Source organism: Rhodohalobacter sp. 8-1 (assembly GCF_038150125.1).
Classification (GTDB): domain Bacteria; phylum Bacteroidota; class Rhodothermia; order Balneolales; family Balneolaceae; genus SW132.
Genome location: NZ_JBBVMF010000002.1, coordinates 119701 through 139034 on the forward strand (window position 1 = coordinate 119701; position 19334 = coordinate 139034).

The 19334-nt window shown below is 43.8% G+C and carries 13 protein-coding genes; 4 read left to right on the forward strand and 9 right to left on the reverse strand.

The features are described 5' to 3' along the window. Positions 1-13 precede the first annotated feature (13 nt). The 5 genes from AABW11_RS02110 to AABW11_RS02130 form a co-directional block, all read right to left on the reverse strand. Positions 14-499 carry a hypothetical protein gene (locus AABW11_RS02110; RefSeq protein ID WP_340102942.1) on the reverse strand — a complete coding sequence of 162 codons (486 nt, stop codon included), beginning with the start codon at positions 497-499 and terminating at the stop codon, positions 14-16. Positions 500-591: 92 nt separating this feature from the next. Further along, positions 592-1236 carry a hypothetical protein gene (locus tag AABW11_RS02115; RefSeq protein WP_340102944.1) on the reverse strand — a complete coding sequence of 215 codons (645 nt, stop codon included), beginning with the start codon at positions 1234-1236 and terminating at the stop codon, positions 592-594. Beyond that, the gene (locus AABW11_RS02120) at positions 1233-1931 is read right to left on the reverse strand and encodes a cytidine deaminase (RefSeq protein WP_340102945.1); all 699 of its coding nucleotides are present in this window, start codon (positions 1929-1931) and stop codon (positions 1233-1235) included. The genes AABW11_RS02115 and AABW11_RS02120 overlap by 4 nt, the downstream gene beginning before the upstream one ends. Then, positions 1928-4861, reverse strand: coding sequence for a glycoside hydrolase family 3 N-terminal domain-containing protein (locus tag AABW11_RS02125; RefSeq protein WP_340102947.1), 2934 nt, complete (start codon positions 4859-4861; stop codon positions 1928-1930). The genes AABW11_RS02120 and AABW11_RS02125 overlap by 4 nt, the downstream gene beginning before the upstream one ends. Before the next feature lie 93 nt (positions 4862-4954). Then, positions 4955-7408 carry a penicillin acylase family protein gene (locus AABW11_RS02130; protein ID WP_340102949.1) on the reverse strand — a complete coding sequence of 818 codons (2454 nt, stop codon included), beginning with the start codon at positions 7406-7408 and terminating at the stop codon, positions 4955-4957. Positions 7409-7527: 119 nt separating this feature from the next. Between AABW11_RS02130 and AABW11_RS02135 the strand changes: the two genes are divergently transcribed. The 3 genes from AABW11_RS02135 to AABW11_RS02145 all read left to right on the forward strand — a co-directional run bounded on the left by AABW11_RS02135 (position 7528) and on the right by AABW11_RS02145 (position 11141). After that, complete coding sequence (locus tag AABW11_RS02135; protein ID WP_445263731.1) at positions 7528-8373, forward strand: 3-hydroxyacyl-CoA dehydrogenase family protein; 846 nt, start codon at positions 7528-7530, stop codon at positions 8371-8373. A gap of 320 nt (positions 8374-8693) precedes the next feature. Next, complete coding sequence (locus tag AABW11_RS02140) at positions 8694-9713, forward strand: threonine aldolase family protein (RefSeq protein ID WP_340102952.1); 1020 nt, start codon at positions 8694-8696, stop codon at positions 9711-9713. Between the two features lie 375 nt (positions 9714-10088). After that, entirely contained in the window at positions 10089-11141 is a 1053-nt protein-coding gene (locus AABW11_RS02145) for an AI-2E family transporter (RefSeq protein ID WP_340102954.1), read from the forward strand. A 118-nt stretch (positions 11142-11259) separates the two neighbouring features. Here AABW11_RS02145 and AABW11_RS02150 read toward each other — a convergent pair whose 3' ends face one another. The 4 genes from AABW11_RS02150 to AABW11_RS02165 form a co-directional block, all read right to left on the reverse strand. Then, a complete protein-coding gene (locus tag AABW11_RS02150) occupies positions 11260-12660 on the reverse strand; it encodes a glycosyltransferase family 2 protein (protein ID WP_340102955.1) in 1401 nt (466 codons plus the stop codon). Continuing rightward, a complete protein-coding gene (locus tag AABW11_RS02155; protein ID WP_340102957.1) occupies positions 12657-13718 on the reverse strand; it encodes a HEAT repeat domain-containing protein in 1062 nt (353 codons plus the stop codon). The genes AABW11_RS02150 and AABW11_RS02155 overlap by 4 nt, the downstream gene beginning before the upstream one ends. 143 nt (positions 13719-13861) lie before the next feature. Further along, a complete protein-coding gene (locus AABW11_RS02160; protein ID WP_340102958.1) occupies positions 13862-14239 on the reverse strand; it encodes a response regulator transcription factor in 378 nt (125 codons plus the stop codon). 341 nt (positions 14240-14580) lie between these two features. After that, positions 14581-17154: a T9SS type A sorting domain-containing protein gene (locus AABW11_RS02165; protein ID WP_340102960.1), complete on the reverse strand. Its 2574-nt coding sequence runs from the start codon at positions 17152-17154 to the stop codon at positions 14581-14583. A 539-nt stretch (positions 17155-17693) separates the two neighbouring features. On the opposite strand from AABW11_RS02165, the gene AABW11_RS02170 reads away from it, so the two are divergent. After that, positions 17694-18914 carry a YaiO family outer membrane beta-barrel protein gene (locus AABW11_RS02170; protein WP_340102962.1) on the forward strand — a complete coding sequence of 407 codons (1221 nt, stop codon included), beginning with the start codon at positions 17694-17696 and terminating at the stop codon, positions 18912-18914. The last annotated feature ends 420 nt before the right edge of the window (positions 18915-19334 follow it).

Below are 19334 nucleotides of genomic sequence, written 5' to 3' on the forward strand. Positions count from 1 at the left end.
TCTTCAGGACCGTTCAGTTTACCAAAACCGGTTCACCTACTAACCAAAAATCTTCACGGGCATTCATACGTGGTTTGTATCTAAATATTGCAACAATTGTATAGGAAGTCTTTGAAAATCTTTTCATTCTATATGTTTTAATATGAGCTGCATTATTATGAATCACTTTGGGGTTTAAGTCATCAAAAAAGAACTGCTCTTCAAGCGGAAGTGTCAGTTGATTACCGTCTTCATAGGCTATCAATTGAGGGAAACTTGATGAATGATAAAGAGTATGAACAGGGTTTGTGTTGGATGAATTACTGAAAGATAAATTTACAAATATACTGTCTGGTTGAGTTTTAGAAATCTCAATTGAAAGATTGAGAGAATCTGGTGACTTATGACTCAGCTCAAAGATTTCTACTATTTCTGCAGGCATAGTATTATTCTCAAGGCTGCCATCGGTACAGCTTACAGAAAGCAGAATGACAAGTATTATAACCGCACTGATTTTCATGTATTGGAAATATTGATGCAGATGTGAATCACATGTACTTTGAGACCTCCAAGGTTTTAGAAACCGTAGAGGTCTGCGTATGGAATGAATAACTACAACTGCGTAAAATTCTTCAGGTTTGGATAGTTTCTGAAATCATTTGCAGAAATCAGTTTGGCTGAGACTGTATTCTCCTGAAACTCTTCCGGGACATTGTTCTGCAGAAATTCTTTTTCGTCAGGCACATCTTCAAGAGACTCAGGCAGTTCTTTTTTGATGAGTTCTGAATCATCACTTCGGGCAAAAAGAAATGTATGCTCAACGTTTAGTGCTTCTTGAAGGGAGGCTGTCACATCGGCCAGCGGGGCAGAAACCGGCTGCTGAGAGTCATGGGAATAGATGAGCGATGAGAGAAGCAGCACAGGTTGTTCCGGAAGTTTTTTGAGCTGTTCCACATCAACCGAAATATTTCCGTTAGTCATTGAAATGAGCTCACGCTGGTATCCGTTCAGCCCGATGGCCGACACTCCTTCATCAGCTAACAGGGCAATAAGCCTGTTATTCAGATCTTTAATGGCACGTTTCCTGGCATCGTCCCGCATCACACCGGTTTGTATGATGCGATCGGTATACTGGCTGTCGGAGTGAATAATCAATCCGCGATGCTGATGTTTGGCCAAAGCGTTTGCAAATGTTTTCAGGAACAGACCATTATCAAGATGATCGTGATCAAGAACAGCGATGTAATCGATACTCATATAGTAAGTTTGCTTGATGAAAATGCGTAGGGGAGTAGATCCATTGTATTGTGAGTGGAGTGTGAGCCGTCACCGTGATGAAGTTTGATACGTCCGCGGGGAATCCATTCCATCAGCACCTGGCGGCAGGCACCACACGGGCTGCTGAAATCTCCTTTAGGCGCGGTCACCAGTAAATCAGAAAAGCCGGTCAGGCCGTGCGATACGGCCCTGAAGAGTGCAACCCGCTCAGCACAAAGGCCCAGCGTCCAGCTCTCCACTTCAACGTTCACGCCCGGGACAAATCCCTCATCTGTTTTAAGTAGAGCGGCCACTGGGAAATCTGAGTGAGGGATTACGGCCTGATGCGTGAGTTTCTTAAGCTCCTGCTCGGGATTAATATCCCCGGAAAGTACTGGATTATATAATGTAGCTGATGCGGGTACTCCGTCTAGCTTTTCCATGTTAAATTTGTCAGCCCAATACTCTTCAAGGTCAAGCGATTCTGAATCCGTGACATATGCCGCCGGCCGGTCACCGTTTGCAAGACAGCTGCACAACGCTCCATGGATGGATGTGATCGTCAGCGGAAAAGCGATATTTTCAATTCTGACCCCGGGGTAGGCCATACCGCTTGAGCCTAAAACAACGCACCATTCATTACTTTTATCGGAATAGGGTGAATAAACGCGTTCTTTCAGGCTGTTTTCTATCATTCAGTTTGTAAACTTTTCATTATTGCATCGGCCACGTCGGCCCGGACCCGGCTGATTCCGCGGCCGAGATCACGGTCGGGATATGTTCGGTTCGTCAGCAGTATTATAGATATATTTTCATTCGGATCAACCCATAAACTTGTGCCGGTGAATCCGGTGTGACCAAACGAATTTTCGCTTGTCAGCGATCCGGCTGTGCTGAAACCGTCACTCTTCATATCAAAACCGTAGGCACGCTGATTTATAGGTGACTGATGACTCGTAAACTGCTCGATAATCTCAGGAGACAGGTAGTCTCTGCCGGCATAGGTCCCGCCGTTTAAAAGCATCTGCGTAAAAATAGCGATGTCCCGGGCATTTGAAAAGAGTCCGGCATGGCCTGCCACACCTTCCATGAAGTACGCTCGCTCATCGTGGACTACTGCTTGAACGGTTCCGCGATTGTACACATCATCAATTTCTGTTGGCGGAATTCGGCGGGTCATCCAGCCGCCCACGCTTTTAGGATTGTAATGTGTGGAGTACATTCCCATCGGGGCGAAGAAATTATTCCGAAGATAGATGTCAATACGATCGCCGGAAATCTCCTCTACAATTTCAGCAAGCAGTATAAATCCGAGATCGCTGTATACGTAATCTGTGCCGGGTTCATACTCAAGCGGTTCATTTTTTATGGCTTCCATGATTTCACCACGGGTCTTCAGCTTATCAACATATATCTTAAAAGCAGGCAGCCCGGAGGTATGAAGGAGCATTTGCTCAATAGTAATCTCACGCTTCTCTTCCGTATCGAACTCTGGAATGTAGTTTGCTACTTTATCATCAAGAGCAAGCCTGCCTTCATCAACCAATTTCATAACAGCCGTGGTGGTTCCCATCACTTTTGTGAGAGATGCAAGATCGTACACATCGTTATCGGACACAGGGGTGGTTTTGCTATAGTCGTGATATCCGTAACCTTCGTTCCAGACCAGGGCACCGTCTTTCATAACGCCAACCACTCCGCCTGGAAACATGGAATCGTTGATAGCGTGCTGCATAATCATATCGATTTTGATCAGGGAATCCGTTCGCATTTCTACTGCTTCGGGAATGTCGAAGCGCAAGGCTGTGTGATTGAATGAAAGTCCGGATCCAATTGGATACATGCCGGGAATTTCGGACGTTAGTCGTCCGTTAACATGCTCTGCTGCAAATAGTCCCGGTACGGATTGCTCTACCTGGTTTGAACTGGAAGACCATGCAAGAACGTGGGCGTCTGCACCCGGGATATCGCGAACAACGTATGGATTTCCAAAGGCCATAAGCACAGAAGGCTTCTGAACATCCGTGAGTGCGGTAACAATCTTTTTCAGCTCATCAGGAAGCTGAATTGGCTGATGGGATCTCACCATAATAAAAGAACCTATCACCAGCAGGTCGGCCTGCCGTGCAGCTTCCATAATCTCTATTTTTTCTTCGTCTGTTGTTCGCTGATCAATATTGTGATAGACAACCCGCTGATGATACTTTCGCATTTCACGTGCAAGATTACTGCCTGTATCTCCGTCTTTATCATCGGCTACGGTTACAACTAAAACAGAAGGAAATTTTGCATCTGTGATGGGCAGAATATCTTTATCGTTACTGAGAACAGTGAGCGACTGCCTTGCGATAGAATTTGCAATGGCCTGGTAGTTCAGAGTATTTATTTGATTGTTGAGGCTCGCAAGATCAACCGTATGATCTTTTAGAACGCCACGGTTTTTTTTCAGCTCAAGAAGTTTTCTAACTGATCGATCTACGCGCTCTTCAGAAAGCCGGCCGATTTGAATTGCATCGTACACATCGTCGATCGCGGTAAGTTCGTCCGGACTAATGAGCATCAGGTCTGCTCCGGCCCGTAATGCCAGTACAACAGCCTCGCCCGGGGCATAGTGGTTGGTGATACCCTGCATTTCGAGCCCGTCTGTTACAACAAGACCATCAAAACCGAGAGAATCTATAAGAATGCGATTAAGCACAGATTCATCAAGGGTCGAGGGCCGCCCGATATTTTCGCTGATATTCGGATACGCAATATGCGCACTCATTATACTTTTAAGCCCGCTTTCAATATTTACTTTAAATGGAACAAGCTCAAGATTTTGGATTCGTTCAAAGTCATGACCAATCGTCGGTAGCGCAAGGTGGGAATCGGTGTCTGTGTCGCCGTGACCTGGAAAATGTTTTGCTGTTGCAAGAATTCCCTCGCTTTCAATACCGCGTATAAAATAATTACCATATTCGGCAACTATTTCCGGCACGCCCCCATATGATCGAACATTAATAACAGGATTGTCTGGGTTATTGTTGACATCGAGGACAGGTGCAAATATCTGGTGCACCCCCAGAGCTTTCGCCTCACGTGCCGTTATCACACCTTTTAAATAGGCGTTCTCAGGATCTTGTGTAGCTGCAATCCCCATAGCAGGCGTAAATCGTGTGGTTCCCCGAACGCGCATCGCCGCTCCGAACTCCATGTCCTGTGTAATCCAAAGCGGTATTTTGGCAAGCTGCTGGAGCTCGTTTGTCATCACGCCCTGGCCATATACATCTCCCTGCATAAAAATGATGCCCCCAACATTATGTTCGGCCACAAGGCGTTTCAGGCGCAGATAGCGCGGCTCATTTTCATTAGTAAAGGAGCCATAGGCCGGAACTATGAAGAGCTGTGCAATTTTATCGCGTAACGACATGCTGTTAAGCAGCGAATCAACATTCACGTCCGGGCTGACAGGGACTATTTCAGGAATCTGCATTTCGGAATCAGATGGATCAAAGAGTGGCGGTACCACGTAATCAACGCTTTGTTGGTCGTCAGATATGGTTTCTGTAGATTTACAGCCGGCAACAAAAAGTAACAGAATGAGAAAGAAAGAGGGTAAAGCGAATGAATATGATCGCGTCATGAAATAGGGTATTAAATGCATGGTGGTTATTTGACGAACTGCCTGTTTCAGCTATAAGCAATACAGCTTACAAATGTACAATAATGAATTGTGTTATTGAACTGAGAGCGGTTCCAATCTCATGGTTTCAACGTTGGTTTCAAGAAAAAAAGTACTGTCTGAATAAATATATCGGTAGCGGCCCTCGAGCCACAGGTCTGTTTGATCGCCGTAGTTGGCAGACAGTGGATTACCAGACTGCCCGGTTGGAAGTACTGATAGTGACCGGTAGGGCTCACTGAAATCGATAATTCTGCGTATAGATGGACCTAAGGTTACTTCAAATGGATTATTCCAGCTGTACTCACCTTTATTGATAGTCATCCCATGGCCCGGAACGGGATGAGGGCCTTCACTTAAAAGATTTCGAACAATCAGACCCAGGGTTTCCGGAGAGTCGGGACTGTCGGAGATCTCTCCAAGCAAAGGAGGGCTTAGTGTGAGTGTGTGCAGCGCTTCCCACCGCCAGGCAAAAGGCTCAGGCCCGAATTCATCTGATAGCTGCGTGATTGTTTCTATCATGGCAGAACGGATGACCTGTTGACGAATCTGCTCTGCTTCTTCATTTGCAGTATTAAAGTAGGAGCTTCCATTCAATAATATTTCTGTAACCATCCGGACCGGAATGTATTCTAATCTGTAAAGACCTTCACGTAAGTTTTCCGGCACATCACGATCGAGAATATGGTCAGACAGCTTCAGGAAGAAAAGATCAAAAATGGTGGCTGCTGTTGAATTGATGCTGTATCGGTGATCCCAGTTCTCAAGGTAGGTCAATACGGTTTCAAACTCATTGTCCCGCTGAGAATTTCGTAATAGCGGCAGAAGTACTTCAGTCAGGTCGGCGGCGTGTTCAGAAAAAATATCTGCCTGCATACGCTGCATCGCATTTACGTCTGAACGCACATTCTCATTAACAAGGTACTGAATACGTGAAATGCGTGATCCGGTAGCCCAAAAACGACCGATATAGTAAGGATACGACTCCGTAATCACGCTGTTATTAGCGTTTGCCACGAATCCTGATTCAGGATTGATGTTGCGTGGCATCTGATCAAACGGAATCCATTCAGCCCAGTCTTGTTCAGTGTCCCAGCCTTTTTTAAAATTTGTGGCGTCTTCAAAACGGACCGGAAGGCGTCCGGCACCAATCCTGGCGATATTGTTTTTGTTATCTGCATAAATAAAATTCATGACCGGAGAGCCAAAATGCTCAAGTCCCTGAGTGAATTCATCTAACGTCTCAGCCTTGTTAAGCTCGTAAATTGCCTGAAGTTCATGCGATACCTCGTGCCCTGCCCATCGCATTGCCACAGGTTTTAGGCCCAGTTTATCTCCATCAGGATGGACCTCGTTAATGATTGGGCCATGCTTGGTGTGCGGAATCCGAAATAAAACATCGTCAGAGTCTTTTACCCCGATGATTTCTTGCTGCCAGGTGTAGTTTTCATACACAGCCTGGCCATTTGAACTGTCGGCCACGTACTGATCCACGGCTTCAGGATTGTTTTCTATCAGGTAAAAATCGGTGTCGTCAGCCATCATATTGGTGATAGACCAGGCCAGGTGTTCGTTCTGTCCAATCACAACAAATGGAGTCCCCGGTATGGTGGCTCCCGTAATCGAAAACTCCGGAGTTGACGCATGGAGTTCATACCAGTTTCCGGGCATGCTTAGTCCCATATGCGGATCCCCTGCAAGCATCGCTTTACCACTTGTTGTAAGGCTTCCACTGAGTGCCCAGGCGTTACTCCCAATAGCTCCGCCATTATTTTGAAGCATATTTTTGACCTTGGTGTCTGTCTCTAAAAATTGTGCGCTAACCGATGCAATAGATTGGGTGTCAGCAGTATAAGATTCTGTAATTCCAGATCGGTATTCGCTTGGCAGCAGTTGATTGACTTTCGAGTTTCCAATGCCGGCGGCGAGCAGGGCTATTGCAATTTCACTTTTCCACTGAATGTTCTGATCCCACGCCATCAGCCGGCTCACGGCAACCGAGTGTGAAGGAGTCCAGTTAATGGGAGGGATGCCCAACAGCGTCATTTCAATAGGGAGTTTGTCACTGTTTTGAGCCACATAGGTATTGATGCCCTCGGCATAGTGTTCGAGATTGGTCAGAATTTGTGGAGATGTCTTATTTATTATTGCTTTAGCTGTTCGCCAGATACCAAGCGTTCTTTGATGTTTATCAACCTCGATGAACGGATCTCCCAGGAACTCAGAAAAACGGCCCTCTGCCATGAGCTGGGCAAGAGTGAGCTGCCAAAGCCGGTCCTGGGCATGCACGTAGCCAATTGCGAAATAAAGATCTGATTCGTTATCTGCGTAAACGTAAGGCACACCATAAGGATCCCAGTGAACTTCTACGGAAGCCTCCAGTCCGCTGGCCTGTATAACAGCAGTATGGTCGGGAAGCTGCTTATAAAAAGTATGGTAACCCGTAATTCCTATAATACCAATCAGCAGAATGACAATAAAAATGGATACTCTGAATAGAATTTTCATGCAGTAATCTGCCGCGGCATAATGAAATTTAGATTTGTAAATCCTTGCTAAAATACATACTCTCAAATCCGAATGAAATGAATTGAACGGATTAAATAAACAAGATTATCATGAGCAAAATAGAGCAAATTTCGGTGATTGGCGGCGGTACAATGGGAAATGGTATTGCCCAGGTATTTGGCGCTAACGGATTTAACGTTAAGCTTGTAGAAACGAGCAAAGAACTAGCTGAGAAAGCCGTAGCTACCATCGACAAAAACCTGTCGAGAATGGTAAAGAAAGAGAAGATCGGAGAGACTGAAAAAAATGATGCGTTAAAGCGGATTGAAACAGCGACAGATATTGCCGACGGCGTAAAGTATGCTGATCTGGTTATCGAAGCTATTCCTGAGAACTTTGATCTCAAGAAAAAAGTGTTCGCAACTGTTGATGAGTATGCACCTGATGATGTCATTTTAGCTTCAAATACCTCCTCAATTTCGATCACTAAACTGGCTGAATGCACCACGCGTCCTGAGCGGTTTATTGGCATGCACTTTTTCAACCCGGTGCCGGTCATGACGCTTGTGGAAGTAATTAACGGCCTCAAAACGGATGAGTCTGTTACCACGCAGATACTTGATTTGTCAGAAAAACTGGGTAAGTCTGCCGTGCCTGCAAACGACTCGCCTGGCTTTGTCTCCAACAGGGTTCTTATGCCGATGATAAACGAGGCGATATTTTGCGTGTACGAAGGCGTGGCCAAGCCCGAAAATATTGATAGCATTATGAAACTTGGAATGGCTCACCCAATGGGTCCGCTCCGCCTGGCAGATTTTATCGGGCTTGATGTATGCCTTGATATTTTGAAGGTTTTGTATGATGGATTTAAGGATCCAAAATACCGGCCATGCCCGCTGCTTATACAAATGGTGGATGCCGGCAAATTAGGTGATAAAACTGGTGAAGGGTTCTTCAGCTATTAGCAGGGGTGGGAGAACCGGACTTAAAGATCTCCCCTCGGGGAGTGCCGACGCGGAGCGAAGGCGAGGGGTGTCCACGTCACTTTTAAAATTTTTCGATCTATTTAGAACTTTTAGATGGCGATTAAATACTCCCCTCCTTTTGAAAGGAGAGGCCGGGGGTGGTTGTCAGTTACAGATAAGTGAAACATGACCAGTAAACTTTCGGTTAACCTACATTTAACCACCCCTAATTCCCCTCCTTAAAAAGGAGGGGATTTCTATATCCCACTAAATTCATCACATTAATGAACACCGGTTAAAAACAAATTCAAACAAACTCAATGATTGACCTCAGAAGCGACACCGTCACTAAACCAACCCCAGAGATGCTTAAAGCCATGACCGAGGCTGAAGTCGGCGATGATGTCTTCGCCGAAGACCCGACCGTCAACGCGTTTGAGCAGAAAATGGCGGATCTGTTCGGGATGGAAACCGGGCTTTTTGTACCCAGCGGCGTAATGAGCAATCAGCTTGCCCTGCATGTGCTTACCACGCCCGGTGACGAAGTGATTATCGATGAGCTGGGTCATGTGTTTAATTACGAAAGCGCGTCGGCGGCTCATCTCTCATCCATTCAGCTTAGGCCGGTTAAAGGACATCGCGGGAAGTTAACGCCGGAAATTACAGAAGCTGCCATTCGAACGCGGAATGAATGGGATCCGCACACGCGTGTGATTGCCGTCGAAAATACTACTAATAAGGGGGGAGGAGCCTGCTATTCAAAATCAGAGCTTGAAGATATACTTGGATTGGCCAACGATCACGGTCTTGCAGTTCACCTCGATGGCGCCCGAATCTGGAATGCGATGACCGCAACCGGTATTGAACCTGAGTTTTTTGGCACTATCGCCAACACCATCTCAATCTGCTTCAGTAAAGGTCTGGGTGCACCTGTTGGCTCTATGATGCTCTCATCAGCAGAAAATAAAAAAGACGCACGCCGCTACAGAAAAATGTGGGGAGGAGGGATGCGCCAGATTGGCCTCCTTGCCGCTGCTGCCGATTACGCCGTGGACAATCACTGGCCGCTGATGGAAAAAGATCACCAAAGGGCCCGACAATTTGCTGAAGCACTTGATGCATCTCAGGCTTTCTCAATAGATCTCGATACTGTTGAAAGCAACATCATCCTGTTTGATCCCGTCGAAGGCCTGGCCACGGACTGGGTTCAGAAATTCAGTGATCACGGAATTGGCGTGGTGCCGTTTGGTAAGCATACCATCCGGGCAACTTTCCATTTTCAAATTACGGATAAGGAGTTTGTGAAAGTGCTGGACTTTGTGCGCACAGCTCAGGTTTGATGGGGATCACTTTTAAAGTGGATCATAAAGGGCCGGATGTATTCATCTGAAAAGCGTCGATACTGAATGTTATTACCAGGTGAGTCTTATTTTTAGTATCGATTCAGGCTATTAAATTAGGTTTATCCAGATCATAGCACAAAGAAAAAGTTAATTTTAATACACTGAGAAGTATCAGCATCTTCTTTATTTTAGATGGTACAAGTATCATATCCAAATCCTGTGTATATATATTGCTTATATCATTGAAACCGATCGGTTTAATAGATTCATTACTTGATAGTTTCATTCCGGATATACTTTTTGCAAATAGCTGTTTAAATTAAAGATTGATTCAGCCTAACAATTCAAAAGCTGAATAATAGAATGAGGAACATGGAGAGATATAAAGGAATACTTCTATATACGTTAGCTGTTAGTACCGGCCTCTTCTTTCTGCTATGGGGTCTAATGGAAGCCCAAAATATTCTTGCACCGCTGGTAACTGCTATTATACTGGCATTGTTGATCTTACCTTTGGAAAAATGGATGGAGAATTTGATAAAAAGAGGGATCGCTTCTCTGATAAGTACCTTTATTATTTTTCTTATTTCACTGGGATTTGTTGCCTTGTTCTCATACCAGACCAAAGTTTTTGTAGATAGCTGGCCCGAAATAGAAGAAACCATGGAGCCCAAAATTGAACAGTGGAAAGAATTTGTGACGGGCAACACGTTTTTAACTGAAGAAGATCTTCCAACGATCGGCATCTTATTGCCTATGGGGTTTGGGGCAGGTACAGGTTCTCAAATAATCAGTATGTTTGGTCGAGGCACCGGGTATCTGGGTACTTATCTGCTGACTATTATTTACGTATTTTTCATGCTCAATTACAGGAACCGGTTCAGGATATTTCTCTTGCGCCTTTTCCCGGAAGAGGACGATACTGAAGTCAGTCAAATTATCAAGGAGTCCGCACATGTTGTTCAACAGTACCTGGTAAGTAAGTTTATAGTAATTGGCCTGCTTGCAATAGCCTATTCGATTGGCCTTGGCATTACAGGTGTTAGTAATTTTGTGCTCGTTAGCCTTGTAGCGGCAATATTCACATTAATACCGTATATCGGGAATATCATTGGTTTTTTAATGGCTTTGGTATTCGGCTATTTAACGTCCGGAGACAGTGGTATACTTATCGGGATTGTAATTACCTTTTCGGTTGCTCAATTTTTAGAAAGTTACATACTTTATCCATATGTAGTGGGCCATAAAGTTGATTTGCACCCTTTCTTTGTAATTTTGGCCGTGATTGTGGGGAATGCGCTGTGGGGTGTTATCGGGATGATTTTGTCTATCCCCGTTTTGGGCATCTTTACAATTGTTTTTTTGCGAGTTCCGGCCCTGGAACCCTTCGGCTATCTCTTAAGCGATAAAAAGACCGACATTTAACTTATATTTTGTGATGTTAATTCTATCGATAAAATTTTTCTGTCCCGAGCAGTTGAATAAAAACAGAAAGAATACATTTAAGGACTTGGTGGCACTTCATCCATGAAACGACACAAACTCAACCGCCAGAATTAGCCTCAAATCCTTCCCGCTTCATTTTGCCCCAGCTTCTGTTCCCTTTGATAAAATCTATGATACCCGACACCTGCCATACACAATGCAGTTGCCGATAACCCATATTTTCAATAAATGAGTAGGCCGTAAGTACAAGGATATCTTTTGTGCTGCTGTACGTTTTATAGGCAATCTCTTCAGCCAGTACGGAGATAAGCGATACAATCATTCCATAGACAATCGATACAGCAAAAAAGAGGATAATAAACGACAGGTCGGTGTAACCGGGAATAAAAAAGAGTACGCCCAGGTAAAGGTAGCTAAAAATGATAATAATAGGGCCGATCAGCTCAAAGATCAGGAAGAACGGTAAGACCAGCAAACCTATGCGCCCATATGTGGGATTGAACAGCATATACTTGTGACGCCAAATAGAATCGGTCAGCCCGCGGTGCCACCGGTTGCGTTGATTTTTGAGACTTCGATAGTCAGTCGGCACTTCTGTCCAGCAGATTGGTTCCGGTAGAAACCGGATATTATACTGCTTTTTTTCCCGGAGAAAGTGGCTGTGAAGGCGAATGATCAGCTCTATATCTTCGCCCACGGAGTTTGTTAAATAGCCACCGACTTCCAGGATTGCTTTTCGATCAAAAATGCCAAATGCTCCGGAGATAATCAGCAGGCTTTTAAGGTAGTCCCAGCCCACGCGCCCAAAAAGAAATGCTCTCAAATACTCTACAGACTGCAGTCTTCCAAGAAATCCATTCGGTACATGAATCTCTTCAATCTCCCGGTTCACGATTTTGCAACCGTTGATTACACGCACAATGCCACCGGCTGCGATGGTATGTTTGTGACGGACAAAAGTTTGAATCAGCTTTTTTAGTACATCCTGTTCCAGGATTGAATCGGCATCAATTGAGCAAATCAGATCGTAGTCAGACACATTGATTCCGGCATTGAGCGCATCTGATTTCCCGCCGTTTTCCTTGTCAATCAGCACAAAGTTTGGGATATCAGGTGACTTATAAATTCCTTTTATATCCTGGTGAGAAATTGTCTGTTCGTAAAACAATTCCGTTTTCTTCAGGCTAAAATGGTTGATCAGGCGGTCAACCGTATCGTCACTGCTTCCATCATTAATCACGATAATTTCATATTCCGGATACTCAAGCCTGAGAAGTGATTCCACAGATTCGATAATATTCTCAGCTTCGTTGTAGGCAGGAACCAGAATACTGATCGTTTTGTAGATACGTGATTTAAAAAGTGCTGACGGCTTCACAATCTCATTTTGAAGCATTTGGCGACGGATGTATATCAGTGATCCAACAACAAGAATCAGGTAGACACTGTTAAGCGTCAAAAAATATGAAATGATAGCCCACTCAATAAGCTGAATCATACCGACATGTTTTTAAACCGCTTCGTTTTGTTGGCAGACGTAATCCGAATACCATTTGTAGTGCTTCGCAATTTGTTAAGGAATGTAAGCATGTCTTTGGGAGCCATGTCATTTTCCCACACTTTTGACAGAAACCTCAAATACGAAAGCATAAATTTTTCGAGAAGTAGATGGCCGTTATCTGAATCTTCTACAAGTGATTGAATGACTCTTTTTCGAACATCAAACTCCATGTCCATTAACATATTAGTGACGAATACCAGGTTCTCTTCCCCTCCGAGTTTATTTAGAGCTTCTACACAGCAAAGCCTCAACCCGTGGTTTGGGTAAACAGAGTAGTTTCTAATTAGAGGAGCTGCTTCCTGAAAGTTGAGTTCGCCCAGAGTTTCAATTAGTTTTTTAATAAGTGATCTGTTGTCGGATCTGTAGAGTAGTTTTTTCAGGTAGTTGTGCAGAAACAGACTATACTCATAAAGGTTATGATGTGCGATGTATTCAATAATAATCTCTTTTCTCTCTTTTTGTATACTTTTATGAAGTAACAGGTGCTTAAATAAAAGCTCTTTTGACAGGTACTCCTTATCAGATTTTAGATAAAAGATGTGTAAAACCTCACCCAGCATCAGGCTGGTTACATCTCTGCGTTTGAAAAAATTTATGAGTGAAATCAACCGAACGTCATTATTGGTTGAGTTTTGAATGCCTTTGGCTGCCCCGTATACAACTTTTATCTCTTTGGATTTACTCAATTTGAGAAGCCGCCGGGTGACATTGTGTTCGATATTTCCAATTTTTGAGTAATAGACACAGCCCTGGAGCTGATTATTTTTTAAGGACGAATTAAGCTTCTCCAGATAGTAATTTTGAAATGTTTTGTGCTGAATGAGCCAGTTCAGTTTCTGACGGTCATCACCCTCAAGAATATCGATTATCTCATGCACTACCTTTATGAAAAGTTCGATGTCTCTGTCTCGTCGGGTCACTTTTTTTACGATGTCGTCGGCATCAGGCCGCTTCTTAGCGGTTTCAACAAAATCAAAAATTATGGGAGCAAACATATCCCTGAACTTTTGACCATACCGTTCCCAGTATTTTTTTTTGATCCGGGTCCAAAACGTATAACCCAACAGATATAAAAACACACATGTGAGCACTAATACGAGTATCACAACGCTTTGATATGTCGGTGAAGTGAACACCTTTAGCTTGCCCTCATAAGTTTCTTTACACGTACAACGAACTCTTTCTGTTGAAAGGGTTTTGTGACATATTCATCTGCCTCCAGATCGAACCCGCGTTCGATGTCGGAAGAGTTTGATTTTGCTGATATTAGAATAATTTTTGTGTGTTTATGTTTTTCGCTCTGCCGAAGATCTTTTAGTATTTCGAACCCGTTTTTGCCGGGAAGCATCAAATCCAGTACAACAAGTTTCGGCTCATTCTTCTGAACATATTCAAGGCCTTCCAGTCCATTTTTGAAGGAGACGATATTAAATTTAAATTCTCGTTCGAGAATTCTTTGGATGAGCATACAGGTGAGCTCATCATCATCAATGATTACGGCGTTATTATTTGACATTCTTTACCTGTTTATTTTGGAACAACTTTAATTCGAGCAATTTATATTTACACAGATTTTATTATGTCCGTCAGGACATCACATCTTCTTATCGTCACAATACAACAATTCAATCAGTAATATTAAAATTTATTAATGTTAGAGAGAATGCATAGTTTTATCGATGATATAAATCACTTAAAACTTGATAAACTGACCACATCACAAATTGTACGGGAAGATCGAATAAGCTGTTAGAGAACGGATGACAAATCATCATTGGTAATATATTTCGGGCGGGGTCACTTCGAAAAACGGCTGATATGATCAGGTATTCAAAGTGTAAATGTTTCAAGAGAAAATCAGCGAACAAGCATAAACTTTCTATTCAGAACTTCACTTCCTGAATAAATTCTTGCGAAATAGATTCCAGTCGAATATCCGTTGAGTGAAATTTCTGCTACCCGGTTATTGACATTTGTATGGAGAAGAAGTTGTCCTGTAATGGAATAAATTTCTACACGGTCGACGGTAGCTGTTGAATTAATAGTAAAACGGCCATTTGTTGGGTTTGGGTAGAGTCTCACAAAACCAGAACCTGTTGGGGTTCCACTGATATCAAGTGAAACCGTAACGGGTTCTGACAGGTGTGAACCAGCACTGATACGGTAGGTAAAACTATCTTCACCCGAGCGTCCCTCATCCGGGCTATAAGTAAAACTTCCGTCGGGTTGCAGGTCTATTATACCAAAAGAAGGCGTTTTAACGACTGAGACGGACATCGGACTTCCATCCAGGGAAAGGTCATTGCTTGATACACCATGCTCTGCGGAAATATGACTATCCACTCCCGTGCTGACCACGTATTGGTCAGCAAGTGCAACTGGATTTCCGGGAAGATTTGGCAATCGTTCTTTCATTACTCCATAGCTCTCTTTTAAATATTCTTCTGCATTAAGTGCGTGATTCCAGTTCTGCCACATATGCCGTTCTGTTGTCTCTGCAAAAAAACCGTTATACGAAATGGCAATGCTTAGCCCGTCTGAAATCCTCGTTTCTGTGGGTGGGGTGTTGCGGTCATCGTGTATAACCTCTGCCCGGCTGGGGTCAATTACGTTTAACAGAGTCCAAGGCAGCCTGATCTCGATTTTGTGATCATATAGCCTCACTGCATCTATACTACTTTTCGGCAGATCAAGTCTGTTAACCTGCATACTGCCTATGTACTGTACCTCATTTTCGAACTGGTTATTTTTCCATCGCACAATTTTCCAGGGTGCTCCATCGGTGGCAGTTGATCTGTATTGCTGCTCGGGGGCAGACTGGTTGTGCCACATTCCAAACAGATCGTACGCTTCTGTAACATATAGTTCAGCCTTGTAGTTGGTGATCATAAGAGCGAATTCAGCCCTGTTTTGAACAGATTGCCCTGAGGGCAGAATGGACTCGCCTATGTCAGCATTATACGTATCTATTCCAACCCAAACTGTATCCAATACGGATAGATGCTGGCGCGTATTCAAATTAAATTTGAGGTAAGCAAAATCGGAGCTAGTTTCAATTCCGGTCACAGGACAATCGTTGCAAAACTCTTCCCAAACTTGCATTGAATCATTTGCCTTTTTGTAACCAAGTAAACCGTAATTCTGTTCTGCCGCGGTTACGTTATGCCAAATGATACGTCTGTTGGGATCAAAGTCAACCGGATCGGTTATCCAGGTGCGTTTGAACCACTCATCAATCCACGAAAACTGCAGGCCGCCTCCGCCATTTGCCATATGTATATTTTGCAACATTCGAATATTGTGTTCTCCCTGCGATTTTTCGTCATGTCCGCCATGATGAATACCATTGTGCGCATAGTGGGCGACACCCCAACTGGAAGGCGCCCCAAACTCGGCAACAATAAGCGGGGTAGTGTTGTAGTGTTGTTTGAGGTACGTCAGGTATCCAAGATAGCTGTTTTGGCCCAGATGATCGGAGAAAAGGGTGTATTTTGGATCACGACTGATATAGTCCGGATAGTATGGATAGGCGTGATAGCTTATGAAAAATCCTGCTTTGGCGTTGCTATAATCAATTTTGGACAGATCTAAAGATGCGCTCACTTCATAGTCATTAGCCTCCCCGGGATGATCAAGCGGATCGAGTGAGGGCCAGCTAGAAAAACTGACGGGACGCTGTGTACCATAATTTATCTCTTCAAATAAAACGAGGTTGTCGAGTCTGTTCGTGACCCATGATTCAGAGGCACTGGCGTCCTCAATGGAAAAATAGGATCCATGATATGAGGTTACCTCCGCATGAGTCTGGTCGGTTTGAAGAATTTCGGGCGGATGAACTTCACGCCCGATAATATAACCGATCATCCACCGGGAAGTGTCAACTTTGTAGGTACCGTACGCTTTACCGCGGCGTTCGGGGATAACAGCATTTCCGTGAACGCTGTTTACATTATCCTCAATTTCTTGGTCAAAAAGCTGGGTCATCGAGTAGAGATCATCATCATAGCCGGGTATGCTCTCTTCAAGCCAAACACCCTGAAAATAGTAGAGCGGATGGTTGGGGTTTTTACGGTTAAACTCTTGCAGGGCTTCGTAGAATCGCGGAAAATGGAGGGTGTAGAGTCGGATTGTGTTGAATCCAGCATCACGAATTAACTGTAGCCACCGGTCGTAATCTTCACGCGTTGCGGCAAGCTGTCCTGGAAAAGTACCGGGCAGAGATATCCCTAAGTTTACTCCTTTGATAAACAACGGTACATGGTGATCACCATTCCAAACGGTGATATGGGTTGTATCGGTAGAAAAAGGGTAGATCTTCTGTGCTTTAACAGGTTGGGTGAATAGAACAAAAGTTAAAATACAAAAAGTGGCTGCAGGTAGATTTTTGCAGATTGTTACGGCTGTTATAAAAGTATAGTCTGCGATTCTCATTAAGTTGTTGGCACCCTTATTACAAGTAATTGTAGTTTTTATTATCGGCCACAAACTGCGGCAGCATTAACAAATAGGGTGGGGAGTAGAATGATCAAATCGTTTCAACTTCCGACTTTGCCATGAGATAGTTAAAGGATGTGCGCAACAATTAATCAAAATTTTTTACCAAAAAATTACTTTGATAATCAGGGTTAATGAAATCTGCAGATTTGTACGATAATAAACATTGATCGCTATCATCGATAAATAATTTTTTGCAGGTACCGGTTGAGTGTTTTGGAAAAGTCGAGTCACTTTGAGATTCTATGTCTTTCGTGGGTGACTCCTCCGATAACTTTTTTAGAATTATCAATCTTAGATACATCAACATAATTGTGATAAAAAAATGGCTTGGAAGGAATTATATTTTCCAATTCGTATAAATCAGATAGCTAAACCGATCGCTTCATAAGATGTCTTGCATCAAGAAATTTTAACTTATTTTTCGTCAGGATTATATGTCAATGATCTCAGCTCAAAGCAAATTCTGCGGCTATTTGATAATTTTATTTATTTACTTTTTGATGATGAGTATTCCGGTTCTTCAGGCACAAGATCAACCACTTACCGTTGATGAACAGTTTGACCAGGCGCGTGACGCAGCCTTCAACGACGGTAACTACGATAAAGCCAGAACCATCGCATACGCTGCCCTTGAACGAAGTCCGGACTATCACGGTATCAGACTATTTATTGCCAGGCTCTACGGGTGGGAGGGAGATTACGCCAGCGCCCGGAATGAGTTGGAAACCGTGCTAAATCGTGATCCTGATAACCGTAAGGCTTTTGAGGCATTGATAAATATTGAATCCCGGTCAGGTGACCTTGACCGGTCACTAAGCGTTACAGATCGCGCATTGGAAATTTATCCTCGCGATGAAGAGTTTTTACTTCAGCGTGCGTCAGTGTTGTACTCATTCGATGAATTTGTAAGATCTGAGCAGGTATACAGATCCATCCTTCTAATCCATCCATCAAGCCGCGAGGCAAGGGATGGACTTGAGTCTGCTCGCTTGAAGCAGATGAAGCATTCAGTTTCACTATCGTATCGCCACGATCAGTTTGATCAAATCTTTGAGCCTTGGAATTTTTGGGAGATGCAGCTTAACAGGCAAACGCCGTATGGCTCGGCCATCGGACGGCTTCAATACGCCAACCGGTTTTCACAAAACGGTGTACAATTTAATCTCGATACCTATCCTTCGATTACCAGTGGGTTTTATGCGTATTTGAGCGGAGGTTTTTCTAATTCTTCAATTTATCCCCGGTTTCGCTTTGGCTTTTCACTATACAAATCACTGCCATTCGCGTTAGAGTTAGAAGGCGGCATTCGATATCTAAACTTCACTACATCTGAAACTTACATTTACACGGCATCACTGACTAAGTATCGGGGCAACTATATGTTCACTGGGCGATCGTATTTTGCACCTTCTTCTCTGGGCAACTCATTGTCTGGCAACCTTCTGATTCGGAGATATTTTAGCAGTGCAGATTCTTATGTAAGCATATCCGGCGGTTACGGAACCGCATCAAACGACATTCAGTTTGCCCAGGAAATCAACACCCTTAACTCATGGTCTCTGTCATTTGATGCTCAATATCCGCTCAGCAACCGGTTCCTGGTTTCCGGAAAAGCAGGCATCGATTCCGAAGAATTTCGATCGTACACGAGGAGGCGGGTAAGCATTAAGGCTAGGGTGTCTTACAGGTTTTAAAGGTTGAGGTTCTCTGTTTCAACTCTCCTCAACCTTAACCTTCCCAGAAGTGGCAATCAGACACCGCGACATCGACAAGTTACTAAAGGCTAAAGGCTAAGGTTCTCCGTTTCAACTCACTAAACCTCAACCTTCTCAAACAAGGCAACCAAATTCTGATACATCGACAAGACTACTAAAGGCTGAGGTTCTCTATTACAACTCTCCTCAACCTTAACCTTCCCAGAAGTGGCAATCAGACACCGCGACATCAACAAGTTACTAAAGGCTAAGGTTCTCCGTTTCAACTCACTAAACCTCAACCTTCTCAAACAAGGCAACCAAATTCTGATACATCGACAAGACTACTAAAGGCTGAGGTTCCCTGTTTCAACTCACCTAAACCTCAACCTACTCAAACAGGGCAACCAAATTCCGATA